General features: G+C 62.1%; 17 protein-coding genes. 10 read left to right on the top strand and 7 right to left on the bottom strand.

Annotated features, from left to right (window positions below; genetic code table 11):
- Positions 1 to 191 precede the first annotated feature (191 nt).
- The 10 genes from STE01S_RS07515 to STE01S_RS07465 all read left to right on the top strand — a co-directional run bounded on the left by STE01S_RS07515 (position 192) and on the right by STE01S_RS07465 (position 12,894).
- Positions 192 to 1,229 (top strand): polysaccharide biosynthesis protein, encoded by a 1,038-nt coding sequence (locus STE01S_RS07515; protein WP_062766525.1) that lies wholly within the window; start codon positions 192 to 194, stop codon positions 1,227 to 1,229.
- Positions 1,226 to 2,353 (top strand): polysaccharide biosynthesis C-terminal domain-containing protein, encoded by a 1,128-nt coding sequence (locus tag STE01S_RS07510; RefSeq protein ID WP_062766522.1) that lies wholly within the window; start codon positions 1,226 to 1,228, stop codon positions 2,351 to 2,353. The genes STE01S_RS07515 and STE01S_RS07510 overlap by 4 nt, the downstream gene beginning before the upstream one ends.
- Before the next feature lie 4 nt (positions 2,354 to 2,357).
- Complete coding sequence (gene wecB, locus STE01S_RS07505) at positions 2,358 to 3,512, top strand: non-hydrolyzing UDP-N-acetylglucosamine 2-epimerase (RefSeq protein ID WP_062766519.1); 1,155 nt, start codon at positions 2,358 to 2,360, stop codon at positions 3,510 to 3,512.
- Positions 3,513 to 3,534: 22 nt separating this feature from the next.
- Positions 3,535 to 4,767 (top strand): glycosyltransferase family 4 protein, encoded by a 1,233-nt coding sequence (locus tag STE01S_RS07500; protein WP_062766516.1) that lies wholly within the window; start codon positions 3,535 to 3,537, stop codon positions 4,765 to 4,767.
- Complete coding sequence (locus STE01S_RS07495; protein WP_162928228.1) at positions 4,764 to 5,981, top strand: glycosyltransferase family 4 protein; 1,218 nt, start codon at positions 4,764 to 4,766, stop codon at positions 5,979 to 5,981. Before STE01S_RS07500 ends, STE01S_RS07495 begins: the two co-directional genes overlap by 4 nt.
- Entirely contained in the window at positions 5,978 to 6,949 is a 972-nt protein-coding gene (locus STE01S_RS07490; protein WP_062766511.1) for an AAC(3) family N-acetyltransferase, read from the top strand. The genes STE01S_RS07495 and STE01S_RS07490 overlap by 4 nt, the downstream gene beginning before the upstream one ends.
- Positions 6,946 to 8,052 (top strand): hypothetical protein, encoded by a 1,107-nt coding sequence (locus STE01S_RS07485; RefSeq protein WP_162928227.1) that lies wholly within the window; start codon positions 6,946 to 6,948, stop codon positions 8,050 to 8,052. Before STE01S_RS07490 ends, STE01S_RS07485 begins: the two co-directional genes overlap by 4 nt.
- Positions 8,053 to 8,124: 72 nt before the next feature.
- Positions 8,125 to 9,204, top strand: a complete 1,080-nt coding sequence (locus STE01S_RS07480) for a glycosyltransferase family protein (protein WP_062766505.1) — start codon at positions 8,125 to 8,127, stop codon at positions 9,202 to 9,204.
- A 1,023-nt stretch (positions 9,205 to 10,227) separates the two neighbouring features.
- Complete coding sequence (locus STE01S_RS07470; RefSeq protein ID WP_162928226.1) at positions 10,228 to 11,601, top strand: hypothetical protein; 1,374 nt, start codon at positions 10,228 to 10,230, stop codon at positions 11,599 to 11,601.
- Positions 11,602 to 11,715: 114 nt separating this feature from the next.
- A complete protein-coding gene (locus STE01S_RS07465; protein WP_062766496.1) occupies positions 11,716 to 12,894 on the top strand; it encodes a DegT/DnrJ/EryC1/StrS family aminotransferase in 1,179 nt (392 codons plus the stop codon).
- A gap of 9 nt (positions 12,895 to 12,903) precedes the next feature.
- On the opposite strand, the gene STE01S_RS07460 is transcribed toward STE01S_RS07465, so the two are convergent.
- The 7 genes from STE01S_RS07460 to STE01S_RS07430 all read right to left on the bottom strand — a co-directional run.
- The gene (locus STE01S_RS07460) at positions 12,904 to 14,121 is read right to left on the bottom strand and encodes an acyl-CoA reductase (RefSeq protein WP_062766493.1); all 1,218 of its coding nucleotides are present in this window, start codon (positions 14,119 to 14,121) and stop codon (positions 12,904 to 12,906) included.
- The gene (locus STE01S_RS07455; RefSeq protein WP_218016977.1) at positions 14,118 to 15,197 is read right to left on the bottom strand and encodes a LuxE/PaaK family acyltransferase; all 1,080 of its coding nucleotides are present in this window, start codon (positions 15,195 to 15,197) and stop codon (positions 14,118 to 14,120) included. Before STE01S_RS07455 ends, STE01S_RS07460 begins: the two co-directional genes overlap by 4 nt.
- Positions 15,194 to 16,552 (bottom strand): AMP-binding protein, encoded by a 1,359-nt coding sequence (locus STE01S_RS07450; RefSeq protein WP_062766487.1) that lies wholly within the window; start codon positions 16,550 to 16,552, stop codon positions 15,194 to 15,196. The genes STE01S_RS07455 and STE01S_RS07450 overlap by 4 nt, the downstream gene beginning before the upstream one ends.
- Positions 16,553 to 16,571: 19 nt before the next feature.
- Positions 16,572 to 17,330, bottom strand: coding sequence for a 3-oxoacyl-ACP reductase family protein (locus tag STE01S_RS07445; protein WP_062766484.1), 759 nt, complete (start codon positions 17,328 to 17,330; stop codon positions 16,572 to 16,574).
- A complete protein-coding gene (locus tag STE01S_RS20770; RefSeq protein ID WP_062766481.1) occupies positions 17,323 to 17,547 on the bottom strand; it encodes an acyl carrier protein in 225 nt (74 codons plus the stop codon). The genes STE01S_RS07445 and STE01S_RS20770 overlap by 8 nt, the downstream gene beginning before the upstream one ends.
- A 51-nt stretch (positions 17,548 to 17,598) precedes the next feature.
- A complete protein-coding gene (locus STE01S_RS07435; protein ID WP_062766478.1) occupies positions 17,599 to 18,873 on the bottom strand; it encodes a hypothetical protein in 1,275 nt (424 codons plus the stop codon).
- Positions 18,870 to 20,738: GumC family protein (locus STE01S_RS07430; RefSeq protein WP_062766475.1), on the bottom strand; the 1,869-nt coding region annotated here is incomplete at its 5' end. The genes STE01S_RS07435 and STE01S_RS07430, both read right to left, overlap by 4 nt.

The following is a 20,738-nucleotide window of genomic DNA, read 5'->3' as shown; positions in this document are numbered from 1 at the left end:
TCCTATTCCCCGTCATCTTCCGGCCCACTGACATGCCGCTAATCGCTTGGAATCAAAAGAATGTTCTGCGGCCGGGCAAAGTCCCATTATCGTCATTGAACCGGACGATGATGTCTGCCATAGGAGCCGCGCCTTTCAGGGCGGACGAAAAGGAAGCGGGCGCAGGGTGTGTGCGTCCCTAAGGACATTAAATGATCGACGGAAATTCGCGCATTCTGATCACCGGCGGCACGGGATCGTTCGGCAAGACGATTTTAACCCAGTTGCTCGAGAATGGCGTCGGCGAGGTTCGCGTGCTTAGCCGCGATGAGGAAAAACAGGACGCCATGCGCGCCGACCTGCGTGATCCGCGCGTTCGCTATTACATTGGCGACATCCGCGACCGCGGCAGCGTCGATCGCGCAATGCACGGCGCAACGGCCGTTTTCCATGCCGCGGCGCTGAAGCAAGTGCCGAGCTGTGAATTCTTCCCGCTCGAAGCGGTTCGGACCAATATTCTGGGTTCCGAAAATGTCATCCGGTCGGCGATCGAGTCGCGCGTCGGCAGCCTCGTCTGCCTGTCGACCGACAAGGCCGTCCATCCGATCAACGCGATGGGCGTGTCGAAGGCGATGATGGAAAAGCTGGCCAACGCCGCCGCGCGCGAAATCGGCACCGACGCCCACACCAAGATCAGCTGTGTACGCTACGGCAATGTAATGTGCTCGCGCGGATCGGTCATTCCGCTGTTCATGAAGCAGATCATGAACGGACGGCCGATCACTGTGACCGAGCCCGCGATGACGCGCTTCCTGATGCCGCTGCGGGACAGCGTCGCGCTGGTGCGCTTCGCCTTCACCCACGCGCGCCAAGGCGACCTCTTCATCAAGAAGGCCGCCGCCTCGACCATCGGCGACCTTGTCACCGCGCTGAAGGAACTGTTCGATGCGCCCGATCATCAGGTCGACGTCATCGGCTGGCGCCACGCCGAAAAACTATATGAAACCCTCGCCAGCGCGCAGGAACTCGGCACGTCGGAGGACCTCGGCGAATATTGGCGCATCCAGCTCGACGCCCGCGACCTCAATTACCCCGCCTATTTCAGCGAGGGTGACGATCTCGATTCCGAACGGGAGGATTATCACTCGCACAACACCGAGCAGCTCGACGTCGAAGGCGTCAAGCAGCTGTTGCTCAGCCTTCCCGAAGTCCGCGCGCAGCTTGCGCTGTGGAAGGGAGAAACGGCTTGAAGATAGCCGTCACCGGCGCCGGCGGCCTGCTGGGATGGCATGCCGCGGCCCGGCTGCACGCGGTGAACTGCGCGGCGCGCTTCCGCGGCGACGCCGCGCCCTATGAACTGGCGCTGCTCGATCATTCGGCGTTCAAAGACAGCGACCGGCTCGCCGCCGCCGTGGATGGCGCGGCGGCCGTACTGCACTTCGCCGGGGTCAACCGTGGCGCCGAGGCCGAGGTGGAGGCGGCCAATCCGGCAATCGCGCAGCAGCTTGTCGATGCGTGCCGCCGCACCGGATCGACGCCGCGCATCGTCTATGCCAACAGCATCCATGCAGGCAGCGACACCTTTTACGGCCGCTCGAAGCGGATCGCGGGCGAGATACTTGCCGCGGCCGACGGCACCTATAGCGAGATGATGCTGCCGCATATTTTCGGCGAATGCGCGCGCCCCTATTACAACAATGTCACCGCGACGCTGATCGACCAGATCTGGAAAGGCGAGCAGCCGACTATCAATCCCGAAGGACGCGTTTCACTGTTCCACGCCGGCGCCGCGGCCAATCTGGCGATCGACGCCGCGCTGGCCAAATGGTCCGGCACGGCGAAGCCCGCGGGCCGCGACATGAGCATCGTCGAGCTGCACGAACGACTGACGGGCTTTCACGCCCTCTACAGCGCCAATCTGTTCCCCGATCTCGACGACGCGTTCGACCTTGCACTGTTCAATAGCTATCGCACGGGCGGCTTTCCGAATTTCTATCCGAAAAAGATGGAACCGAAGAGCGATGCGCGCGGAACCCTGTTCGAAACCAGCAAGGCAAATGGCGGGTCGCAAACATTCGTGTCGACGACCTTGCCTGGAGCTACACGCGGGGATCATTTCCACACCGATCTCGTCGAGCGCTTTCTGGTCGTGTCGGGCCGCGCAACGATCCGCATCCGCAAGGTGCTGACCGACGAGGTGCGCAGCTTCGTTGTATCGGGCGACGAGCCGGTTGCCATCGACATGCCGCCGCTTCATACCCACCATATCGTCAACGACAGCGGGGATCATGTCGTGACCTTCTTCTGGTCGCATCGGCTGTTCGATCCGGCGAACCCTGATACCTTTGCCGATCCCGTCCTTATCCAGGCATAAGATTATGAGCACATTGAAGGTTACGACCGTCCTCGGCACCCGGCCCGAGATCATTCGCCTGTCGCGCGTCATGGCGCGGCTCGACACGCTGACCGATCACCGGATCGTCCACACGGGGCAGAATTGGGACTATGAGCTCAACGAACTGTTCTTCAGTGACCTCGGAGTGCGCAAACCCGACAGCTTTCTGGGCGTCGATACCTCCAGCCTCGGCGCGGTCCTCGGCGGCATCCTGATCGAGACCGAGAAGGAATTGAAGGCGAACCGTCCCGACGCACTGCTGGTGCTCGGCGACACGAACAGCGCGATCGCCGCGATCATCGCACGCCGTATGAAGATTCCGGTGTATCACATGGAAGCCGGCAACCGCAGCTTCGACCGCAACGTGCCCGAAGAGACGAACCGCCGCCTGGTCGATCACATCGCCGATTTCAACCTTGTTTATACCGAGCACGCTCGCCGCCACCTGCTGAGCGAAGGCATGCAGCATCGCCGCGTCTATCTGACCGGGTCACCGATGAAGGAGGTTCTCGACCATTATCGCCCGCAGATAGAGGTCTCCGACGTGCTTTCGCGTCTCGAGCTTACGCCCCGCAGCTATTTCATCGTTTCGATGCACCGCGAGGAGAATGTCGACAGCAAGGAGCGGCTGAGGGCGCTCGTCGGCACGCTGAACGCGCTTGCCGACAGTTATGACCAGCCGGTCGTCGTCTCGACCCACCCGCGCACGCGCAACCGGCTGGAAGCCCTCGAAGGCGTTACGCTCGACCCGCGCGTGCAGTATATGAAGCCCTTCGGCTTCCACGATTATAATCATCTTCAGATGCACGCGTATTGCGCGATCTCCGACAGCGGCACGATCGCCGAGGAAAGCTCGATCCTCGATTTCCCGGCGATTACGCCGCGCGATGCGATCGAACGGCCGGAGGCGATGGACACCGGCAACATCATCGTCACCGGGCTCGACCAGCGCGCGATGCTCGAATCGATCGCCGCAGCGGTGCAAATCCATTCTGAGCGTGTCACCGCCGGCCTGCCTCCTATCGTTCCCGCCGACTATCAGATCGCGAACACCAGCGAGCGCGTCGCCAAGCTGATCCTGGGCACCGCGCGCCTGTCGAATGGCTGGGACGGGATCCGCATGCACGACTATGTGTGATTCGGCCCGCTAACTGGACGCGATGCCGATGCGCATCCTCTATCTCACTCAATGGTTCGATCCCGAACCCGCCTTCAAGGGCGCCGCCTTTGCGCGTGCACTCGCAGATGCGGGACATGAGGTCGAGGTCGCAACCGGATTCCCCAACTATCCGGGAGGAAAGCTCTATCAGGGCTACCGTCTGCGCCCCTATCGCAGCGAGACGATCAATGGCCTCAAGGTCCATCGGCTCTTGCTCTACCCCTCGCACAATGCTTCATCACTAAAGCGCGTTTTCAACTATCTGGGTTTCTTCTTGTCGTCGCTGCTGTTCGGGCTCCTGCGCGGATCGCGCTACGACATCGTATATGTCTATCATCCCCCGCTGACGCCCGCGCTCGCTGCTGCATTATTCTGCGCCGTTCGCCGCAAACCGTTCGTCGTCGATATCCAGGATTTGTGGCCCGACAGCGTCGCGGCGTCGGGCATGGCGAACCCCCGGATCGTGGGAGCGCTTATGCGGGCATGCAATTTCGTGTACCGCCGTGCGGCGTGCTTAATCGTGCAGAGCGAAGGAATGAAGGGCGAGTTGGCGCGGCGCGGCGTCGCGGACGATCGGCTGTCGACGGTGTTCAACTGGGCGACCTATCAGCCGCCCGCCGAAGGCCAGCGTCTACCCGAGACGATCGTGGCGGCATTCGCTGGCCGGCTGAACCTCGTCTATGGCGGCAACATGGGCCAAGCGCAGCAATTGACGGTGTTGATCGACGCCGCGATCGCTGCGCACCGCCGCGAACCGGCCATCCGCCTGCACCTGATAGGCGGCGGCATCGAGCGCGATCCGCTGCGACAGAAAGTTCGCGACGCGGGCGCTGACGATATCGTCCATTTCCATCCGCCCGTCGCGCGCGATATAATGGACCGCGTGTTCGACACCGCCGATATACTGGTAATGCATCTGAAGTACGATCCGCTCTATCTGATTACCATCCCATCGAAGACGCAGCATTATCTCGCCTGTGGTAAGCCGATTGCGGCGGGTGTGTCCGGCGAAGCGGCTGATATATTGAACGGATCGGGTGCGGCGCTCGTCGTGCCTCCAAGCGATTCCGCCGCGCTTGCGGGCGCCATAGAGGCGCTCGCGGCGGCGAGCGCGTCCGATCGCAGCGCCAAAGGTGCAGCCGGCCGCGCCGATTATGACGCGCGCTTTTCCTTCGCTCATGCGATCCACGCGACCGAGGCGATCCTGCACCGCATATGGGAGGCACGCCGGTGAAGATCCTTCTCTGTCTCACCAAATATCCCGACAAGATCGGCGATTCCTACCTCACCAGCGAGCTAGCCGACGAATGGGCTGCGATGGGGCACGAGGTGACGGTCATCGCCATCCAGTGGGAGCATAAGGGTGGCACTGAAACGCGCGCGCTGAACTTTCCCTCGGGTGTCACGGCGCATTATTTCTCGCCGATCCAGTATCGGGGCCTGGGGCGGCTGTTCGAGCGCATCAGCCGATGGACGCTGTCGAGCTACCGTCTCCGTGCACCGATCGCGGCGGCGGTCGGAAATGGCGCGGATTATGATGTGGCAATCTTTTTTGCCCCAGTGGTCACGCAGGCGGCGCAGGTCGCCGATTTTGCGACGAAGGCAAAGCATAGCTATCTTTATGTCACCGACTTCTTCCCTTATGCGGCGCGCAACGTCGGGCTGGTCCCAAAAGGGCCGGTATTCCATATCGCACGCTGGGCCGAAAACCGGCTGATGCGTAAGTTCGGGACCATCGGTACGATGTCGCCGCGCAACGCCGACTATCTCCGCCGCAACTATGTCGTCGATCCCGACCAGCGGGTCGCCGTCGACATGATCTGGGGAACCGACCCGGTCGATGTCACAGCTGACCATGACGAGACGCGCGCGACTTTCGGCCTGCCAGCCGATCGCCAATTATTGCTGTTCGGGGGGCAATTGTCCGAAGGCCGCGGCGTCGAGGACGTGATTGCCGCCGCCGAAATCGCGGCGCGGCATCAACTCGACCTCGCATATGTCGTCATCGGCGATGGACGTTTGCGCCCGCAGATGGAACAAGCAGCGGCACGCCTGCCACAGCATCTCCACTATCGCCGCCCGGTCCCCCGCGACCGCTATCTCGAACTGGCGGCTGCCTGCGATGCGGGACTCGTCGTCACCGTCCGCGACACCGACGTTCCGACTTTTCCATCGCGCACGATCGACTATCTACGTGTCGGCCTGCCTATCGTCGCCGCGGTCGAGTTGTCGACCGATTTCGGCGAGATCATAGCTGATATGGGACTTGGCGTGCATGTAGCGGCCGGCGACCCCCGGGCGCTAGTCGACGCGGCGCTGTCCCTGTTCGCCGATCGGCGGCGCTATTCCGAAATGCGTACCGCCTGCGTCGCAGCTGCGCGCGATCTGTTCAACGCGCGCCGCGCGGCGCGCGATATGCTGGACCATGCGATAGGAGCGTCAGCATGATCGGGTTTGCGCATCGCGTGCTCGCCCGGATCCCATTAGCCGAAGTCGCGGTTCGTCAGCTTTACTGGCGTGTTCCGCTCGCGCGGCGCGCGGCGCAGAAGCTGGCGTCGATGAAGGGTGGCAAAGCCAAGGCGCCGCCCGCTCCGCAGCCCCGCCTTTCCCTTGCCGACCTGATCGAATTGCTCGGGCGTCTCGGCATCGGCGCCGACGACATGCTGATCGTACATGCCGGCAGCATCGTCGTCGAAGCGACTGGCGAGACACCGCGCGCGATCAACACCGCGCTACGTGCGCTACTTGGTCCAAAGGGCACGCTGGCGATGCCCGGCTTCCCCACTTTTCGCAGCGAACCGTCAATGGCGGATCAGATCGCAGGCGGCGCGGCGCTGCCGGTTCATGACTATGACCCGGCGCGAACGCCGTTGTGGACCGGATTGCTTGCGATGGATCTGCTTCGCACGCCCGGCGCGGTGCGCAGCAGCTTTCCGATCAACCCGCTGATCGCGATCGGGGCCGATGTGCCGGCGATGTTCGCCGCCGAATGGGACGCGGCGCTGCCCACCGCCTGCGGCGGCGGCTCGGGCTGGGAATATGCGGTCGCGCGCGGGGCGAAGATCCTGATGCTGGGGGTCGATGTCGCGCATAGCCTGACGCTCAACCATCACGCCGAAGACGCGTACCCGGACAGCTGGCCAATCGCCGGCTGGTATCGCGAACGCATCTATAGAGTGCGGGTGGACGGCACTTGGTCCGAGCGCCGGGTGCTCGAACGCGATCCCCGTTGGGCCTTGCATTATGCCGAGCGCGCGCTGAACCAGGCTATGACGGAAAACGGTCATATGCAGCAAGTAACGATCGGCGGCCTGACCGTGTCGCTGATCGATGCCCGCGCGCATATCGCCTTTTTGAATACGCAAAAATCCGCCGCTTTTCCCTATTTTGGCATTTCGCGCCGTCACCGGAAATGACCATGCCGCACCCCGCACTTCCGGTCGTCGCCGGCATCAGGCCCTTATGGGCGAACGACGAGATGGTCGTCGCCTATCACCGCGGGCGCATCGCGGTGACAGATATCGATCTGTCGGCAATCCGGTGGCAGGTCGATCTGCCCGCGCTGTCGCGGCGCGCCGCCTTGGCTGCGAAGACCAGGCTGACACGGCGGATATTGCGCGTCGAGCCGACCGACGCGATCGAGGGGGCGCCCGGCTCGATCTTCATCAACAACCGTTCGGTGATCTGGCGTCTTGACCTCGATAGCCGGACTCTTGTTCCGGATTTTGCGATTCCCGACGGCCGCAACGCGCTGGCGCTCTGCCCGTTGACCGGCGTTCCGGGATTCGACGACGGCCTGTGCTTCGGCGACTATTTCGACAATCCTGGGAAAGGCGAGGTGCGAATCTGGCGCCGTTCGATCGCCGGCGACTGGGATGTCGCTTATCGTTTCGGCGCCGGCGAGATCGACCATGTTCACGCGCTTGTCCCCGATCCTCATCGGCAATGCCTGTGGATCCTCACCGGCGATATCGGGAGCGGCGCCGCGCTGTGGCAGGCGCGCGACAATTTCACCGACGTGCGACCGGTGCTGCGCGGCGATCAGCTCTACCGCGCGACCTGGCTCTATCCGACTCCCGAAGCGCTCTATTACGCCACCGATACGCAGCTTGAGCAGAATTACCTCTGCCGTCTGACCGGGTCGGGCGACGCCTGGCGCGTCGATCGCGTGCGGACGCTGCCAGGATCGTCGATCTATGGCGCACCCATCCCCGACGGTTTCCTGTTTTCTACGGCGATCGAGCCGGGCATGCCGAGCGGACGATTGATCCCCGACCTGATCGAGCGGCGACCCGGTCCAGGAATCCAGGGTAACCGCGCCTTCGTCTACCGCCTCGGCCTCTATGGCCGGTGTACCGAAATTTTGGCGGCCGAGAAGGATATATGGCCGCTTCGCCTGATGCAATTCGGCACCTTCCACCTGTGCGCGGCGCCCGGCGGCCGCGCTTATGCCTACGGTGTCGCTGTTCGAGCCTGGGATGGCAAGGCTGCCATCATCGATACTTCCATTCCCGCATAGGCGCGTGACTGGCGCAAAGCCGTGCGCCTGTCTAAGACCAGCCCAAGATTCAGATCGTCAGGTTTCCCAATCATGCCTCAAACCAACCCGGCTTTCGACACGCCGACGATGCGGCGGGCGCGGCCGGTGCTTCTGCTCGGCTATGGAAGTATCCAGCAGACGACCAACCAGCTGCTTGCGGCGCTGCACGACGATCTCGATCGTAGCATCGGATCGCGCTTGGCAATCCACGCGCTCCCGCAAGGCGTGATGGCGAAGATTCTGTTCCAGATCCAGAATCTGGTCGCGTCTTATCGCGACATCTCGCACTCGTCCGGACTCGTCATCTACGCGTCGGCCGCACTGTCGCTGTTTCATGTCCTGTGGGCGCGGCTGCTAGGACGACGTGTCACGATCCTTATCTGGGATCTGTATCCAGATGCCAAAGTGCACGAAGGCGCGGCGAAGGCAACGTCGCTGGCGACGCGGCTCTATGCGCTCACCGAGCGGTTCGCGCTTCGCCGAGCTTCAGTCATCGCAGTACCCAGCAGTGACTATTCGGGCCATCCTTATTTCCGCGGCTTCGACAACCTTCGCCAGCTTCCGCTGTGGCCGACGCTCGCGCTGCAGCCTCCCCGATCGCGAACTCCGTGGCAGCCGGGCAGCGATCGCCCCGTTGAAATTGCTTTCGCGGGCCAGAATCTCGCCTCGCGCGGCATAAACGAAGCCATCGAAAAGTTGCGCCGCGTTTTTACGGGGCCGCTGAGGCTATCGATCTTCGAGCCCGGCCGGACGGTTCGTGAAACCCGTTCGCCGTCCCCCGATGTCGCCATCGATTTGATGCCGGAAGTGCCACACGGCGACCTGCCCAAAGCCCTCGACGGCTTCGATTTCGGACTCGTCGCAATCCAGCCCGACTATCCCCTGCCCTGCGCGCCGTCGAAAACGCTTTTGTATGTCGCGGCGCGCTTGCCGATCCTCTATCACGGCCCGCACAATGCCTTCATGGAGGATTTTGTCGGCGGCAGGATCGGCATGACCATTACGCAGTTGGAAAGCGCGAAGGAATTATCCGATCGCTGGTCAGCGATGCAAGACGAAGTTGAGGATAATTTTGAAAGAATCTATGCAGAGCTTTTGGTGAGCGAGAAGAAAATTGCTGAAATTTTTTAATATTTGGGTCGTCTTCACGCTCGCGATTTTCTATTTCGGCCCGATCCCTTGGCCGCTGCGCAACGATTATTCGATCGGTGCCTATGTCCTTCTGTGCCTCATGTTCTTTAACGCCGCTTACGTCTTTACGCCCATGCGATTGGGACAGCGCGCACAGCTTCCTGAACTCACCCTGTCGTCGCGCGCCGAATATATCGTCATTGCTGCATATCTCGTGCTCGTGGCGATCACCATCTTCATCACCTCGGACAAGTGGATATTCGATCCCAGCGCCTACACCCTCAATTTCGGCGATGTGTACACCGAGTATCTGAAATCGAGCGCCGATGCCGATGCCCGTAACTCTGTGCCGGCCTATATCGCCATCCTCGGAAAAATGGCTCTATTTCCACTAGTTATCTATGTCTTTCTGAAAAATAGCGGCAAGAACTGGTTCAAGGTCGGAATGATCGCGGCGATATTTTTGATGTCGAGCGCGATCCGTGGGACTGACAAGGAAGTCTTCGACATCATCATCCTCATATTCGTGGCGATGCTTTACAAACGGATGCTGGGACGGGTCGCCATCGTATCGATCCTCTTGGGTCCTGTCGCGCTCCTGCTGTTCACAATACGCCGCGTCGACCGCTATGGCGGCGCGCTGCCGCCGTGCCTGCCCGACGGGATTTCCTGCTTCAATTTTCAGAGCCCGCTCGCAAAAATCCATGAATCTATTGAAATCCTCTATGTGTTCTTCTCATCGTACATCAGCCAAGGCTATAATGCGCTTGGCATGACCTTCGATATGGATGCGGGCTGGAATTATGGCCTCGGCCATATGCCCACCTTGCAAAGCGTGACCTGTTCGCTCGCCAATTTGAACTGCAATCCCAACAATTATCAATATCATCTCGATATGGTCGGATGGGATCCCAGCGCCCAATGGACGACGGTGTATCCAATACTGGCAAACGACTTCACTTATTATGGCGTACCGCTCTATTTCGCTCTGTTCGGCTTTCTCTTCCGGTTCATGGAAAGCCAATGGCGAACCTTCCAGAATATCCCGGCGCTTTGCGGGCTTCTGCTGATCACCCAATTCATGGTGTTCAGCTGCGCGAACATGCAGATCGCGGTTTCGCTCGACTGGTCAATGGCGACCCTTATCTTCCTGTATTTCCCGGCGATATGGCTGCTTCGACTTCAAAAATAATAGCGACTGCATGGCGGTTGGCGGTCGGTCAGAGCTGGCTGGCCGGCAGCATCATCGTTCGCGCGTTGTTCGGCCTATTAATTTCGGTCGCTGCGGTCGGTCATCTGGCGCCGGCAGACTCTGCGCGCGCCTTTCAGCTGATGATGCTGCAAGCCATCGTCGGTATTTTGATGACCGGCCCCGGCTTCGTCCGCGGCGCGACCGCCGAGCAACGCGGGGAAGTTCGCCAAGCGCTGATCGCTTCGTCGCTGTTGGCCGCAGCCATATCGCTGGCGCTGATTGCCGCAGAGGCGATAGCGCCGGCCGAAATTCGGCGCTTCGCACCCTTCGATTCGACCGTCACTTGGTGGGTGCTGATGACGGGCGCCGCGGCGGGCGCGCTGACCCCTACGGTCCAAGGCGTACTCGCGGCCGCGAACAAAGCCAAATTCGCCTATGCGCCGATCATGCTCGCCAATCTTCTATGCATCGCGGCCATCCCCTTTACCGTCAGTTCTGTTCACACACTTTTGCTCTTATGGTCGGCAGCGCAGATCGGCGGCTTCATCGCGACGATACCTTTCCTGCTGCTCCACCTCAAAGCGAGCCAAGGGCCAGTGCGAGCGGCGCCGGCCAGGTCCATCCTGCGCGAAGGATTCGGCGTGTCGGGGATAGGAGTGATCAACGCCGCAAATATGCTGATCGTGTATGCGTTCCGCGAGGAATGGCGTATCGGCGCCGATCCGCATATCGTCGAGATTATCTTCTTCCTGCTTCGAATTTCGGACGTCTTTTTCCAGCTGTCCTTCTACCTTTTCTCGCTCGGCAAATTCGGAGTGATGGCGAATCTGGCAATCTTCGAACGTCGCGGCCACGCGACGGTATTTCTCGTGACAGGTTTGGCCATCACTTTTGCCGCTGCCTGTACGCAGATCGAAGCGCCCCGTCCGATCGCCCTCCTTCTGCTAGCCATTATGATAGCCCATGCCGCGATGGATCTCATACGTTTCTTCTCGTCGTGGGTGACGATCGATACGCTTCGCGACTTGGGCATCGGCGACTATCTCGCGGTCAGTATGGCGCCCTATCTGATCTCGATGCTCTTCGTCTGGGGCGTCATCGGGGTGCACCAGCCAGCAGCGCTTTACGTGTTTCTGGCGGGCGCAGCGGGCCTTCAGGTTGCCTTTGGCGTCGCTGCGTTCGCGCGGCGGCGCGCATCGACTTAAATGATTGTTCCGGTGCAAACTTGTGCGGCAGACACCGACATTGACAATCAAGCTCCGCCGTTGAAAGGGCGGGGCCTCGCCCCTACGCCATTAGTCGACGTTATAAAGGCCGCAATGCTTACCGCCCAGACCTCCCCTTGGCCCGCGTTCACCGACGAGGAAATCGCCGCCGTCACCGCTGTCCTCGCCTCGAACCGCGTCAATTACTGGACCGGGCAGAAAGGGCGCGAATTTGAAGCAGAGTTCGCCGCATGGGCGGGGTCGGCACGGGCGATCGCGCTGGCGAACGGCACGCTCGCGCTCGACCTCGCGCTGCAGGCGCTGGGAATCGGTACGGGCGACGAAGTCATCGTCACGCCGCGCACTTTCATCGCATCGGTATCGACGGTCGTGAATGCCGGCGCGACCCCGGTCTTCGCCGACGTCGACCCTGACAGCGGCAACATCAGCCCTGCCAGTATCGCCGCTATCCTGACCGACCGAACCCGCGCCATCATTCCGGTCCATCTTGGCGGATGGCCGTGCGACATGGACGGCATCATGGCGCTCGCCACGCCGCGCGGGATCGCGGTGGTCGAGGATTGCGCGCAAGCGCATGGCGCGAAGATCGGAGAGCGCAGCGTCGGCAGCATCGGCCATATCGGCGCATGGTCCTTTTGCCAGGACAAGATCATGACCACCGGTGGCGAAGGCGGCATGATCACCACCGACGACGAAAAGCTTTGGAACGCGATGTGGTCGTTCAAGGATCATGGCAAGAACTGGGACGCGGTCTATAATCAACAGCACGCCCCCGGATTCCGCTGGGTCCACAACAGTTTCGGAACCAATTGGCGGATGCTGGAGATGCAGGCGGCAATCGGCCGCATACAGTTGACGCGCATGGCGCGATGGACCGCGCGGCGGACCGCGATCGCCGACCGGCTCCGCGCCGCGTTGATACCATATGCGACGGCGGTTAGGGTGCCGGCGCCCGCAGCCGGCATGACGCACGCCTATTATCGTCAATATGCCTATATCCGGCCGGAAGGGCTGCGGGATGGCTGGTCGCGTGACCGGATCATCGCCGAGTGCACCGCGCGCGGCGCTGTCGTAATGCAGGGCAGCTGTCCCGAAGTCTATCTGGAGAAGGCGTTTGACGGTACGCCCTGGCGTCCGCTTCGCCGACTACCCGTCGCGCGCGAACTGGGCGAGACCAGCCTGATGTTCCTTTGCCATCCGACGCTGACGGACGCCGAGGTCGATACGACCATCGCGGTGATAACCGACGTTCTGAACCAAGCGAGGCGGTAAGCGCGCGGATCAGAGGCGGATGGCGATCCGCCGCGTCATCTGGTCGAACAAATCGACACCGTCCCACAGGATGTCGAACTGCAACGCCTGCCCGATCGGCACGATGCGATAGCCGCCGCGCCCGGCGATCGCCTGCCCCAGTGCCTCGAGGTCGCCGCGATCGAAGCCGAAGTGACCGATCGTCTGAACCTTGCGGCCGACATCGGCGGCGATGTCGATAATGCTGCCCACGACCGTTTGTCCGAGCAGCCCGCCGCCATGCGTCTGGCTCAGCATGGCGGCAGGCCGATCCGACTTCAACACATGAAGAGCATTCGAGACCCGTGTCGCGCTGGCGCCGATGCCTTCGGCCAGCAGATCGTTGACCGCAGCGAATTTTCCGATCGCAACGCCCGTTTCGGTCAAATGCCCCTTGCCTGTAACTTGCGCGTCGAGCCGGTCATAAAGATCAATGGCCAGATCGCCCGATTCACCTACCCAATAGAGCATGCGTGGCGAGCCACAGCCCATCTGGTTGAACCAATATATGTCGTTGAAGAACCGCGCGGCCAGCGCATCGCGTTCGGTCTCGTCCGCCGCGCGATAGCTCGCGGCGCAGATGACCGCGAGCGACTTTCGGTCGGGAAAGCCGATCGACAGGCCATCGGGACGGATCGGCGTGCGCGAGACGCTGTCAACCTTTGCATCGCCGCCCCAGATCATGCGCAGGTCGCAATGACGCGAGATTGCTTCGATCAGCGGTCCATCTTGAGGCATCTGGCAAAAGAGGTGGCGGTCGCCCTCACCCGCTTCCGCGATCGTCGTCGCAATCAGCCCCGCAAGCCATGCTGTTCCTTCGTCGAGTTGAGAGGGCAAGCGAATGATGTTGCAATTGCCCGCGAGCACCGACACCGCCCAGCTGTAGACAAAGATCGTATCGACGTTGGTCGGCGGCAGATGAAGCGCAAGGCCGCGCGGTGCGGGCACGAAGCTGCCGTCGAAGCGTGTGCGCAGCTCGCCCGCCAGGCGCTCGAGCGCGGCCGGGCGCAACCAATAGGCGAGCGCGACATATTGCGGCTGTACGCGCGCTTGGGGCGAACTGAACAGCGCCTTCGATATCGCGCCGAGCAGGTCGAGTGACGACTTCGCGAGCGGCGCGCGTCCGGCATAGGTCAGCGCCTCGACGCGGCGCAGTACCTCGGTATCGTCGAGCACGACGGGCGCCGGATTCCAGAGGGTGAACGTCATGCCGCCTCGGCCGCGATCACGTCACTGCACCCGCGCAACTCGGCCTTGGCGACGCGTCCCAGAATGCGCAGCCCCTTCCCCATCCATTCGTCCCCGCCAGCATCGACCGCCTCGATGACGCCCATGTCCTCGGTCAGCAAACTGTGGCCGGGATAGGAGCGCGGCAAAAGCGACAGTACCTGAACGACCCCGGGCTCGCCGACCGGTGCGAGCTCCCATGTCACGGGATTGCGGATGATGACGTCGGAAAAATTGGGCGGATAGAGGAGACCGTCGGGCCCCTCCATGAAGATCGAACCGATCTGTTCGACCATGCCATAGAAATTATGGACGCGGATCAGGCCGAAGCTGTCCTTCAGCGCCGCGCGAAACACCTGGTTGTCGACGGCCTTCTCCACAAGTTTCTTCCATCCGCCCGAATGGATCAACACGCCGTTCGACAGGTCTAGGCCTGCATCGCGGAACTGCTCGTATAAATTCGCCCAGACCATGAAGGTGAAGCCGAACATGAAGAAAGGCGCATCGCCATGCTTGGCGAGAAAGTCACGCACGGCATCAATGTCGGGGCGCAGGTCAGGGGTCAGTGCGAACGCATGATCGCGCCCGAAGCGCATCTGCCCGAGAACGCCCGCGCCACGCGCACTCATCATCCGCGGATCCTTGAATACCGCGTCGGTGTCGATCACGAGCATAGGCAATCGCTTCGGTCCCAGCACATGCATCAGCGAATTGGCGAGCGCCTTTTGCTGGAGCATCGAGGATTCGCGATCGACGAGAATCTGGCTGACCGCCTGCCCCGTCGTGCCGCTCGAGGTGAGTGTGACGCGAATATCATCGTCGCTCACCGAAAGCATCCTGCGCATCTTGAACAGCGAGACGGGCAGATAGGGCAGATCGGCCAGGCTGTCCGCCGCGCGCAGCCCGCCCCAATATCCATCGACAATGCGCGCATAAGGCGCGCAATGCGCATGATGATGCGCGGTCAGTTCGTTGAACGCACCGAGCAGCAGCGCCTCCCGCTCCGCGGCGGGGATCGAATAGGGCGGCCGGGCGAAGCATTGCTCCAATATCGTCACAATTCGCGCTCCAGCTTGCGATAATCGACCTTGCCCCGCCCCGTGTAGGGGATGGCATCGATTTGGTGAAGCCGATAGGCGGTGCGCGGGATCGTGAACAGGTCGGCGAGGCGCGCCACCACATCGCCATCGATCGGATCGACGTGCGCGATATGCAGCAGCTCGCCGGTCTGGACGACCGCACAACGCCCGATCATTCCCGCCACGGCGCGCTCGATTTCGTCCAGATTGACGCGCAGGCCATAGATTTTGCCGAAGCGCTTGGCGCGGCCGCTGATCGTCAGGCGGCCTGCCGCGTCGAGCCGTCCTATATCACCGGTCTCGAGGCGGCCTTTGTTCGTATCGCCAAGCGCCAGATCCTCGCGCCGTTCGGCATAGCCCCACATGACGTTCGGGCCGCGATAAATGACCAGGCCGTTCTCGCCCGGCGCGACGGCCTCTCCCTGGTCGTCGACGATTTCCAAGCGGCCTCCGGGAAGCGCGGTGCCCACCGAGTCCGGGGTCAGCGGGAAATCCTCATGCGCCAGCGTCGTCATCCGCGGCGCGGCTTCGGTCTGACCGTACATGACGTAAAAACGTCCGCCGCGGCCGTCCATGAAGCTGTGCGCCGCTCGCCGTTCCTCCACGCTCAGCCCGCCGCCCGCTTGGGTCAGCACACGCAGATCGGGCAGATCGAGGCGTTCGTACCGCAACCGCTGCATCATCTGGAAGTGAAAGGGCACGCCCGGCATATGCGCCACCTTCGCTGCGCGTGCCTGCGTCCAGAATGCGCGGTCGGTAAAGCTGCGCTCGGTCAACAGCACCGGCGCGCCGCGGACGAGGTGACTCGTCAGGATCGACAGCCCATAGGAATAATGGAGCGGCAGATGTCCGCACCCGACCTCGTCTGCGCGGATGTCCAGCACATCGGCGATCGCCTCGGCATTGTGGCGGATCTGCGCCGAGGTCAACCGAACGAATTTGGGGCTGCCCGTCGATCCCGAGGTCGACAGCAACAGGGTCAGGTCCTGATGCGGGGCGGGGCCGGCCTTGCCAGTCGACACATCGAGATTGCCGTCGGCATCGTCCGCGATCACATATTCGGGAAGATAGGCGTCGAACAACGCGATCCGTCCTTCCGCGCCCAGCCCAGGGTCGAGCAACGCAACGGCATGGCCGGCCTGCCACGCGCCAAGCAGCGCCGCGACGCCATCGACGCGGTTCGGCACATACAGGAAAACCAGCGCCTTCGAACCGTCGAGGCGCGCAGCCCAGGCGGCCGCTCGTGTCTTCAGTTCCCCATAGCTGACGAACCGCTCGCTTCGGTCGTCGCGAAGCGCCGGCGCATCGGGGGCCAGGATTTCGGGAAATTTCATCGGGGTTCGCCGCGGCCGGTCAGACGAGCATCCCGCCGTCGACGCCGATCACCTGTCCAGTGATATAGGACGCCATTTCCGACGCCAGAAACAGCGCGAGATTGGCGACGTCCTGCGGCTGCCCGACGCGGTTGATCGCGATGTTTCGTACCTTTTCCTCGACCTTGTCGGCGGCGAGCTGCGCGGTGAGATCGGTCGCGATGAATCCGGGCGCAATCGCATTGACGCGAATATTGAGCGGCGCAAGTTCCTTCGCCGCGGCCTTGGTCGCGCCCAGCACGCCCGCTTTTGCGGCGCTGTAGACCAATTGGCCACTGTTGCCGACGCGCCCCATGATCGACGATATATTGATGATCGATCCGCCGCCACCGCGCCGCATGGCGCGCGCCGCCGCCTGCGTGCCGTGAATCACGCCTTCCAGATTGACGCCGATCACCGCATCGACATCCTGCTGCGGCACCATGCCGATCAGCCCGTCGCGCATGATCCCGGCGTTGTTGACGTAGATGTCGAGCCGCTTCGCCAGCCCGAACGCCTTGCGTGCCAACTGATCCGCGGTCTGCGCGAACGCGACGTCGCCGACGACATAATCGGTTTCGACACCGTAAGTGGTGGCGAGCCGGCGCGCGAGGTCCGATGCCAGCGCTTCATTCGCATGTGTGTTGATGACAACCGAGGCGCCATGTGCCGCCAGCGTTTCGGAAATTGCCAAGCCGATACCGCGCGTGCCGCCGGTGATCACCGCCAGCTTGCCGCTCAGCGAGATCGGGTCAGCCATATTTCTGCATGATCTCGACCGCCTTGGCGAAAGAGCTCATGTCCAGAATATCGTCCATTTCAAGCATGCAGTCGAATTCGGTTTCCAGCGCCGCGATCAATGTCATGTGCGCGACCGAATCCCAGCCCGGATACTCGTTATAGACCAGTTCGGCACGGTTGGCTAAAGGATCGAGAGCCAGAACGTCGGCAAATTGAGCAAAAACGCGATCTTCCACTATAAACTCCAAAACAAGGCTTCGAATATCTGCCAACCGGCTCCGGTCGGATCAGTCGCGGCCGACCGCAGCCTTCGCCAATCCCAGATGGCTGACGATCAGCGAAGCCGGATCGCGGCCGATGCCGCCCGTCACGCGCATCTCCAACCGCACCAGCTCGCAGTCGGCGGGCAATTGCATTGTCAGCGTCTTCCGCAACGGCGCGGCATCGCCCAGAAGATCGATCGACGCACGACTTTGCCCCTCGGCCTTCCCGCTCAGGCAGGTCGCGACCCAACTCGCCGCGCTTTGCAAATTGGGCGAGCGCTGCTGCACCCGCCAGCGAAGCTGGGTCGCCGCCTGCGGCGCAATCAGCTTCGTCGCGGCATTGCCGACGGTTCCCGAGGCCCCGAAAAATTCGATCCCGCTGCCGCCGTCGTCCAGCCCTACCAGCGTCCCACCCTGGGGTTCCCCATCGGGGAAATACCAGATGAAGGGGGGATAGCCGGTAAGCGGCTTACCGCCGACGACGCCGCTGACATTAGCCAGCGCCGCGTTGCTTCCCTGCGGCAGCAGGGGATAGAGCTGAAGCGCCACATCGTCGGCCCCTTCCGACACGAGCCGCAGGACGAGGCGCGCATAAGTCGGATCGAGCTCGGGCAAGTTCGGCGCCTTGCCCTTGCGTTCCAGGAACAGCCGGCCGATCGGCTCGGCTTTCGGCAACCGTTCGGTCGCGGCAACGAGCAACGACGGCAGCCATTCATTGTCGGCGCGGATATAGGGAAAAAGATACCGCCGCCCCTCGCGGGCCGTCATGATGGCCGCGAGGCGATTGATGACCTCGCCGCCTGCCTCGGGTTCGGTGCGGATGATCAGGTCATAGTGGCGCAGCGACGCGGCGATCTTGCCTTTGCGAAGCTTGTTGTCGCCCAGCCACAACTGCACAGCGGCGTCGCGGCGCGTCACCTTTTCGGCGCGCGTCATCACCCGCAGCGCGGCATCGTTTCGCTTGCGCGCCTCGAAACCTTGCCCCACCAGCCACATTGAACGCGCCGACAGCGGCGCGTAGATCAAACCCGCGCGACCGGCGGCGATCAGCGTCGCAGGCGTGGCCTTCTTGCGCCCCTGATAGAGACTCAGCGCCAGATTGCGTTGACCTGCACGCCAGGAAAAGAAGCTGCCGCCGAGTGGGCGAAATGTCTCGATCGCGACGCCGATCGAAGCGGCTACTTGCGAAAAAGATAGCGCCGCGAGCATCGCGCCGACGAAACCTGCCACCAGAAGTCGCGGATTGAGCCGAAACGCCTGACCGCCTTGCCGGGACCGAGCACGATAGGAATCGGTCATTTTCCTCGATCCGCGGCTTCGTCTTCAACGCGATCCTGGCCATAACCATAACCATAACCATAACCATAACCATAGCCCGACTGCTTCGCGCGATATTTAGTGAGCAGCGCGCCAAGCAAATGCGCGCGCGATTCACGCAGCCGCTGGATTGCGGCCTGCGATGCGCGCACCGCAGTACGGTCAGCCTCGATCACATAGACCACGCCTTCGACCACATTGGCAATCAACGGTGCATCAGACAGGCCCAGCATTGGCGGACTATCAACTATGACGTGATCGAATCGGGTCGCGAGATGCCGGATGAACAGCGCAAGACGCTCGCCGCTCAACAACTCCGAAGCGCTTGGCGGCGTCGGTCCGGCCGCGATGAACGAGATGTTTCGCTTGCCCGTCGGCTGGATCAGGTCTTCCCAATTTTCCTCGCCAGCGAGGAAGTTGGATACGCCGCGCGTGTTGCTGAGGCCAAGGCGCGAGGCCAAGATCGGGCGACGCATGTCGACGTCGACGAGCACCACCGAACCCGAGGTCCGCGCCAGCACGCGTGCCAGCGAATAGGCCGAGGTTGATTTGCCCTCAGATGGCGAGGTGCTGGTAAGCGCCATCGTCTTCGGCACACCATGGTCGGTCGAGAAGCTGAGGTTCGTCCGGACGGTCATGTAGGCTTCGTACAGAACCGACTTCGGATCGTCCATATTTTCAAGTGCATCGTCATGAACGACCGGAATCGCGCCAAGCAATGCGATGTCGAGCTTTTCCGAAACCTGACCCGGTTCGCGAAGACTCTCGTCGAGATTTTCGAGGACGGCTATTGCGATCGCAGCGAGACCGAAACCGGCAAGCAGCGCCATGATCAGATTGACCAGAAGGCGAGGCGACGAGGGCACTTCAGGAAGCCCGGCTTCGTCCACAACCGATATGTTGTTCGTCCCGACACCCGCGACGCCGATTTCCTTGTAGCGCTGTAGCAGCGAATCATAAAGCTGGCGGTTGGTGTCTACCTCGCGCTGATAGATGTTATACTGGATGCTCGAACGGCTTTCGGTGTCGAGCCGGGCAAGCAAGTCGTCAACCTTGCCGCGCAATTCACCCTCGCGCGATCGTGCCGCTTCATAATCGGCCACATAGGAATCGCGGACGCGCTTTTCCTCGACAGCGATCGACCGGTCCAGCGCCGCGACCTGCTCCTTGGCGGCCCGCGCTTCGGGATATTCGGGCTCGAAATGAACAAGTAGATCCTGATACGCTGCGTTCGCCTCGGCCCGGCGCTGACGCATTAGGTTCAACGACTGATTTTGCAGCGCGAGTTGCGTGCTGTTCGAACTGCGGGCGGCCCGCAAGCGCGCTTCGGCTTGGGTGCGCTCTGCGGTCGCCTGCACCAGCACGCTGTTCAGCTGCTCAAGGTTGCTTGACGCCAGTGTCTGCGTGGTCTGGGTGCGTCCCTCGTTGCTCCGCGTTTCCGAGAGGCGCACAATGCCCTGTTCGGCAGCATAGTTGACGAGATCGCGTTCAGATTGTTCCAGCCGCTCGCGCAGCCCCTGCAATCGTGTTTCGAGGTAGACGCGGGCATCCGCCGTCGAAGCGAAGCGACGATCCATGCTTTGCTGGGCGAATTCGGTGACCCACGCCTTGGCAACGAGCCGCGAAATCGCAGGCGAAGCGCTGGTATAGCTGACATCGACTAGGGCCGAACCGCGCACCGGCGCGATGCTGATATGATCGATCAGCAGGTCCGCCGCTTGGCGCTGCCTTTCGCGCAGCCCGGCAACCGAGGTCGTACCCGTATTCCCGCCGGCGAGCAGCCCCTCGCCACGCGGCGCCACGCCATGCGCGGCAAAGAATTCATTATTGCCCGCTAAGCGCAGTCG

This window comes from Sphingopyxis terrae subsp. terrae NBRC 15098, assembly GCF_001598815.1.
Taxonomy (GTDB): Bacteria; Pseudomonadota; Alphaproteobacteria; order Sphingomonadales; family Sphingomonadaceae; genus Sphingopyxis; species Sphingopyxis terrae.
This window is presented reverse-complemented; position numbering and strand designations above follow the sequence as displayed.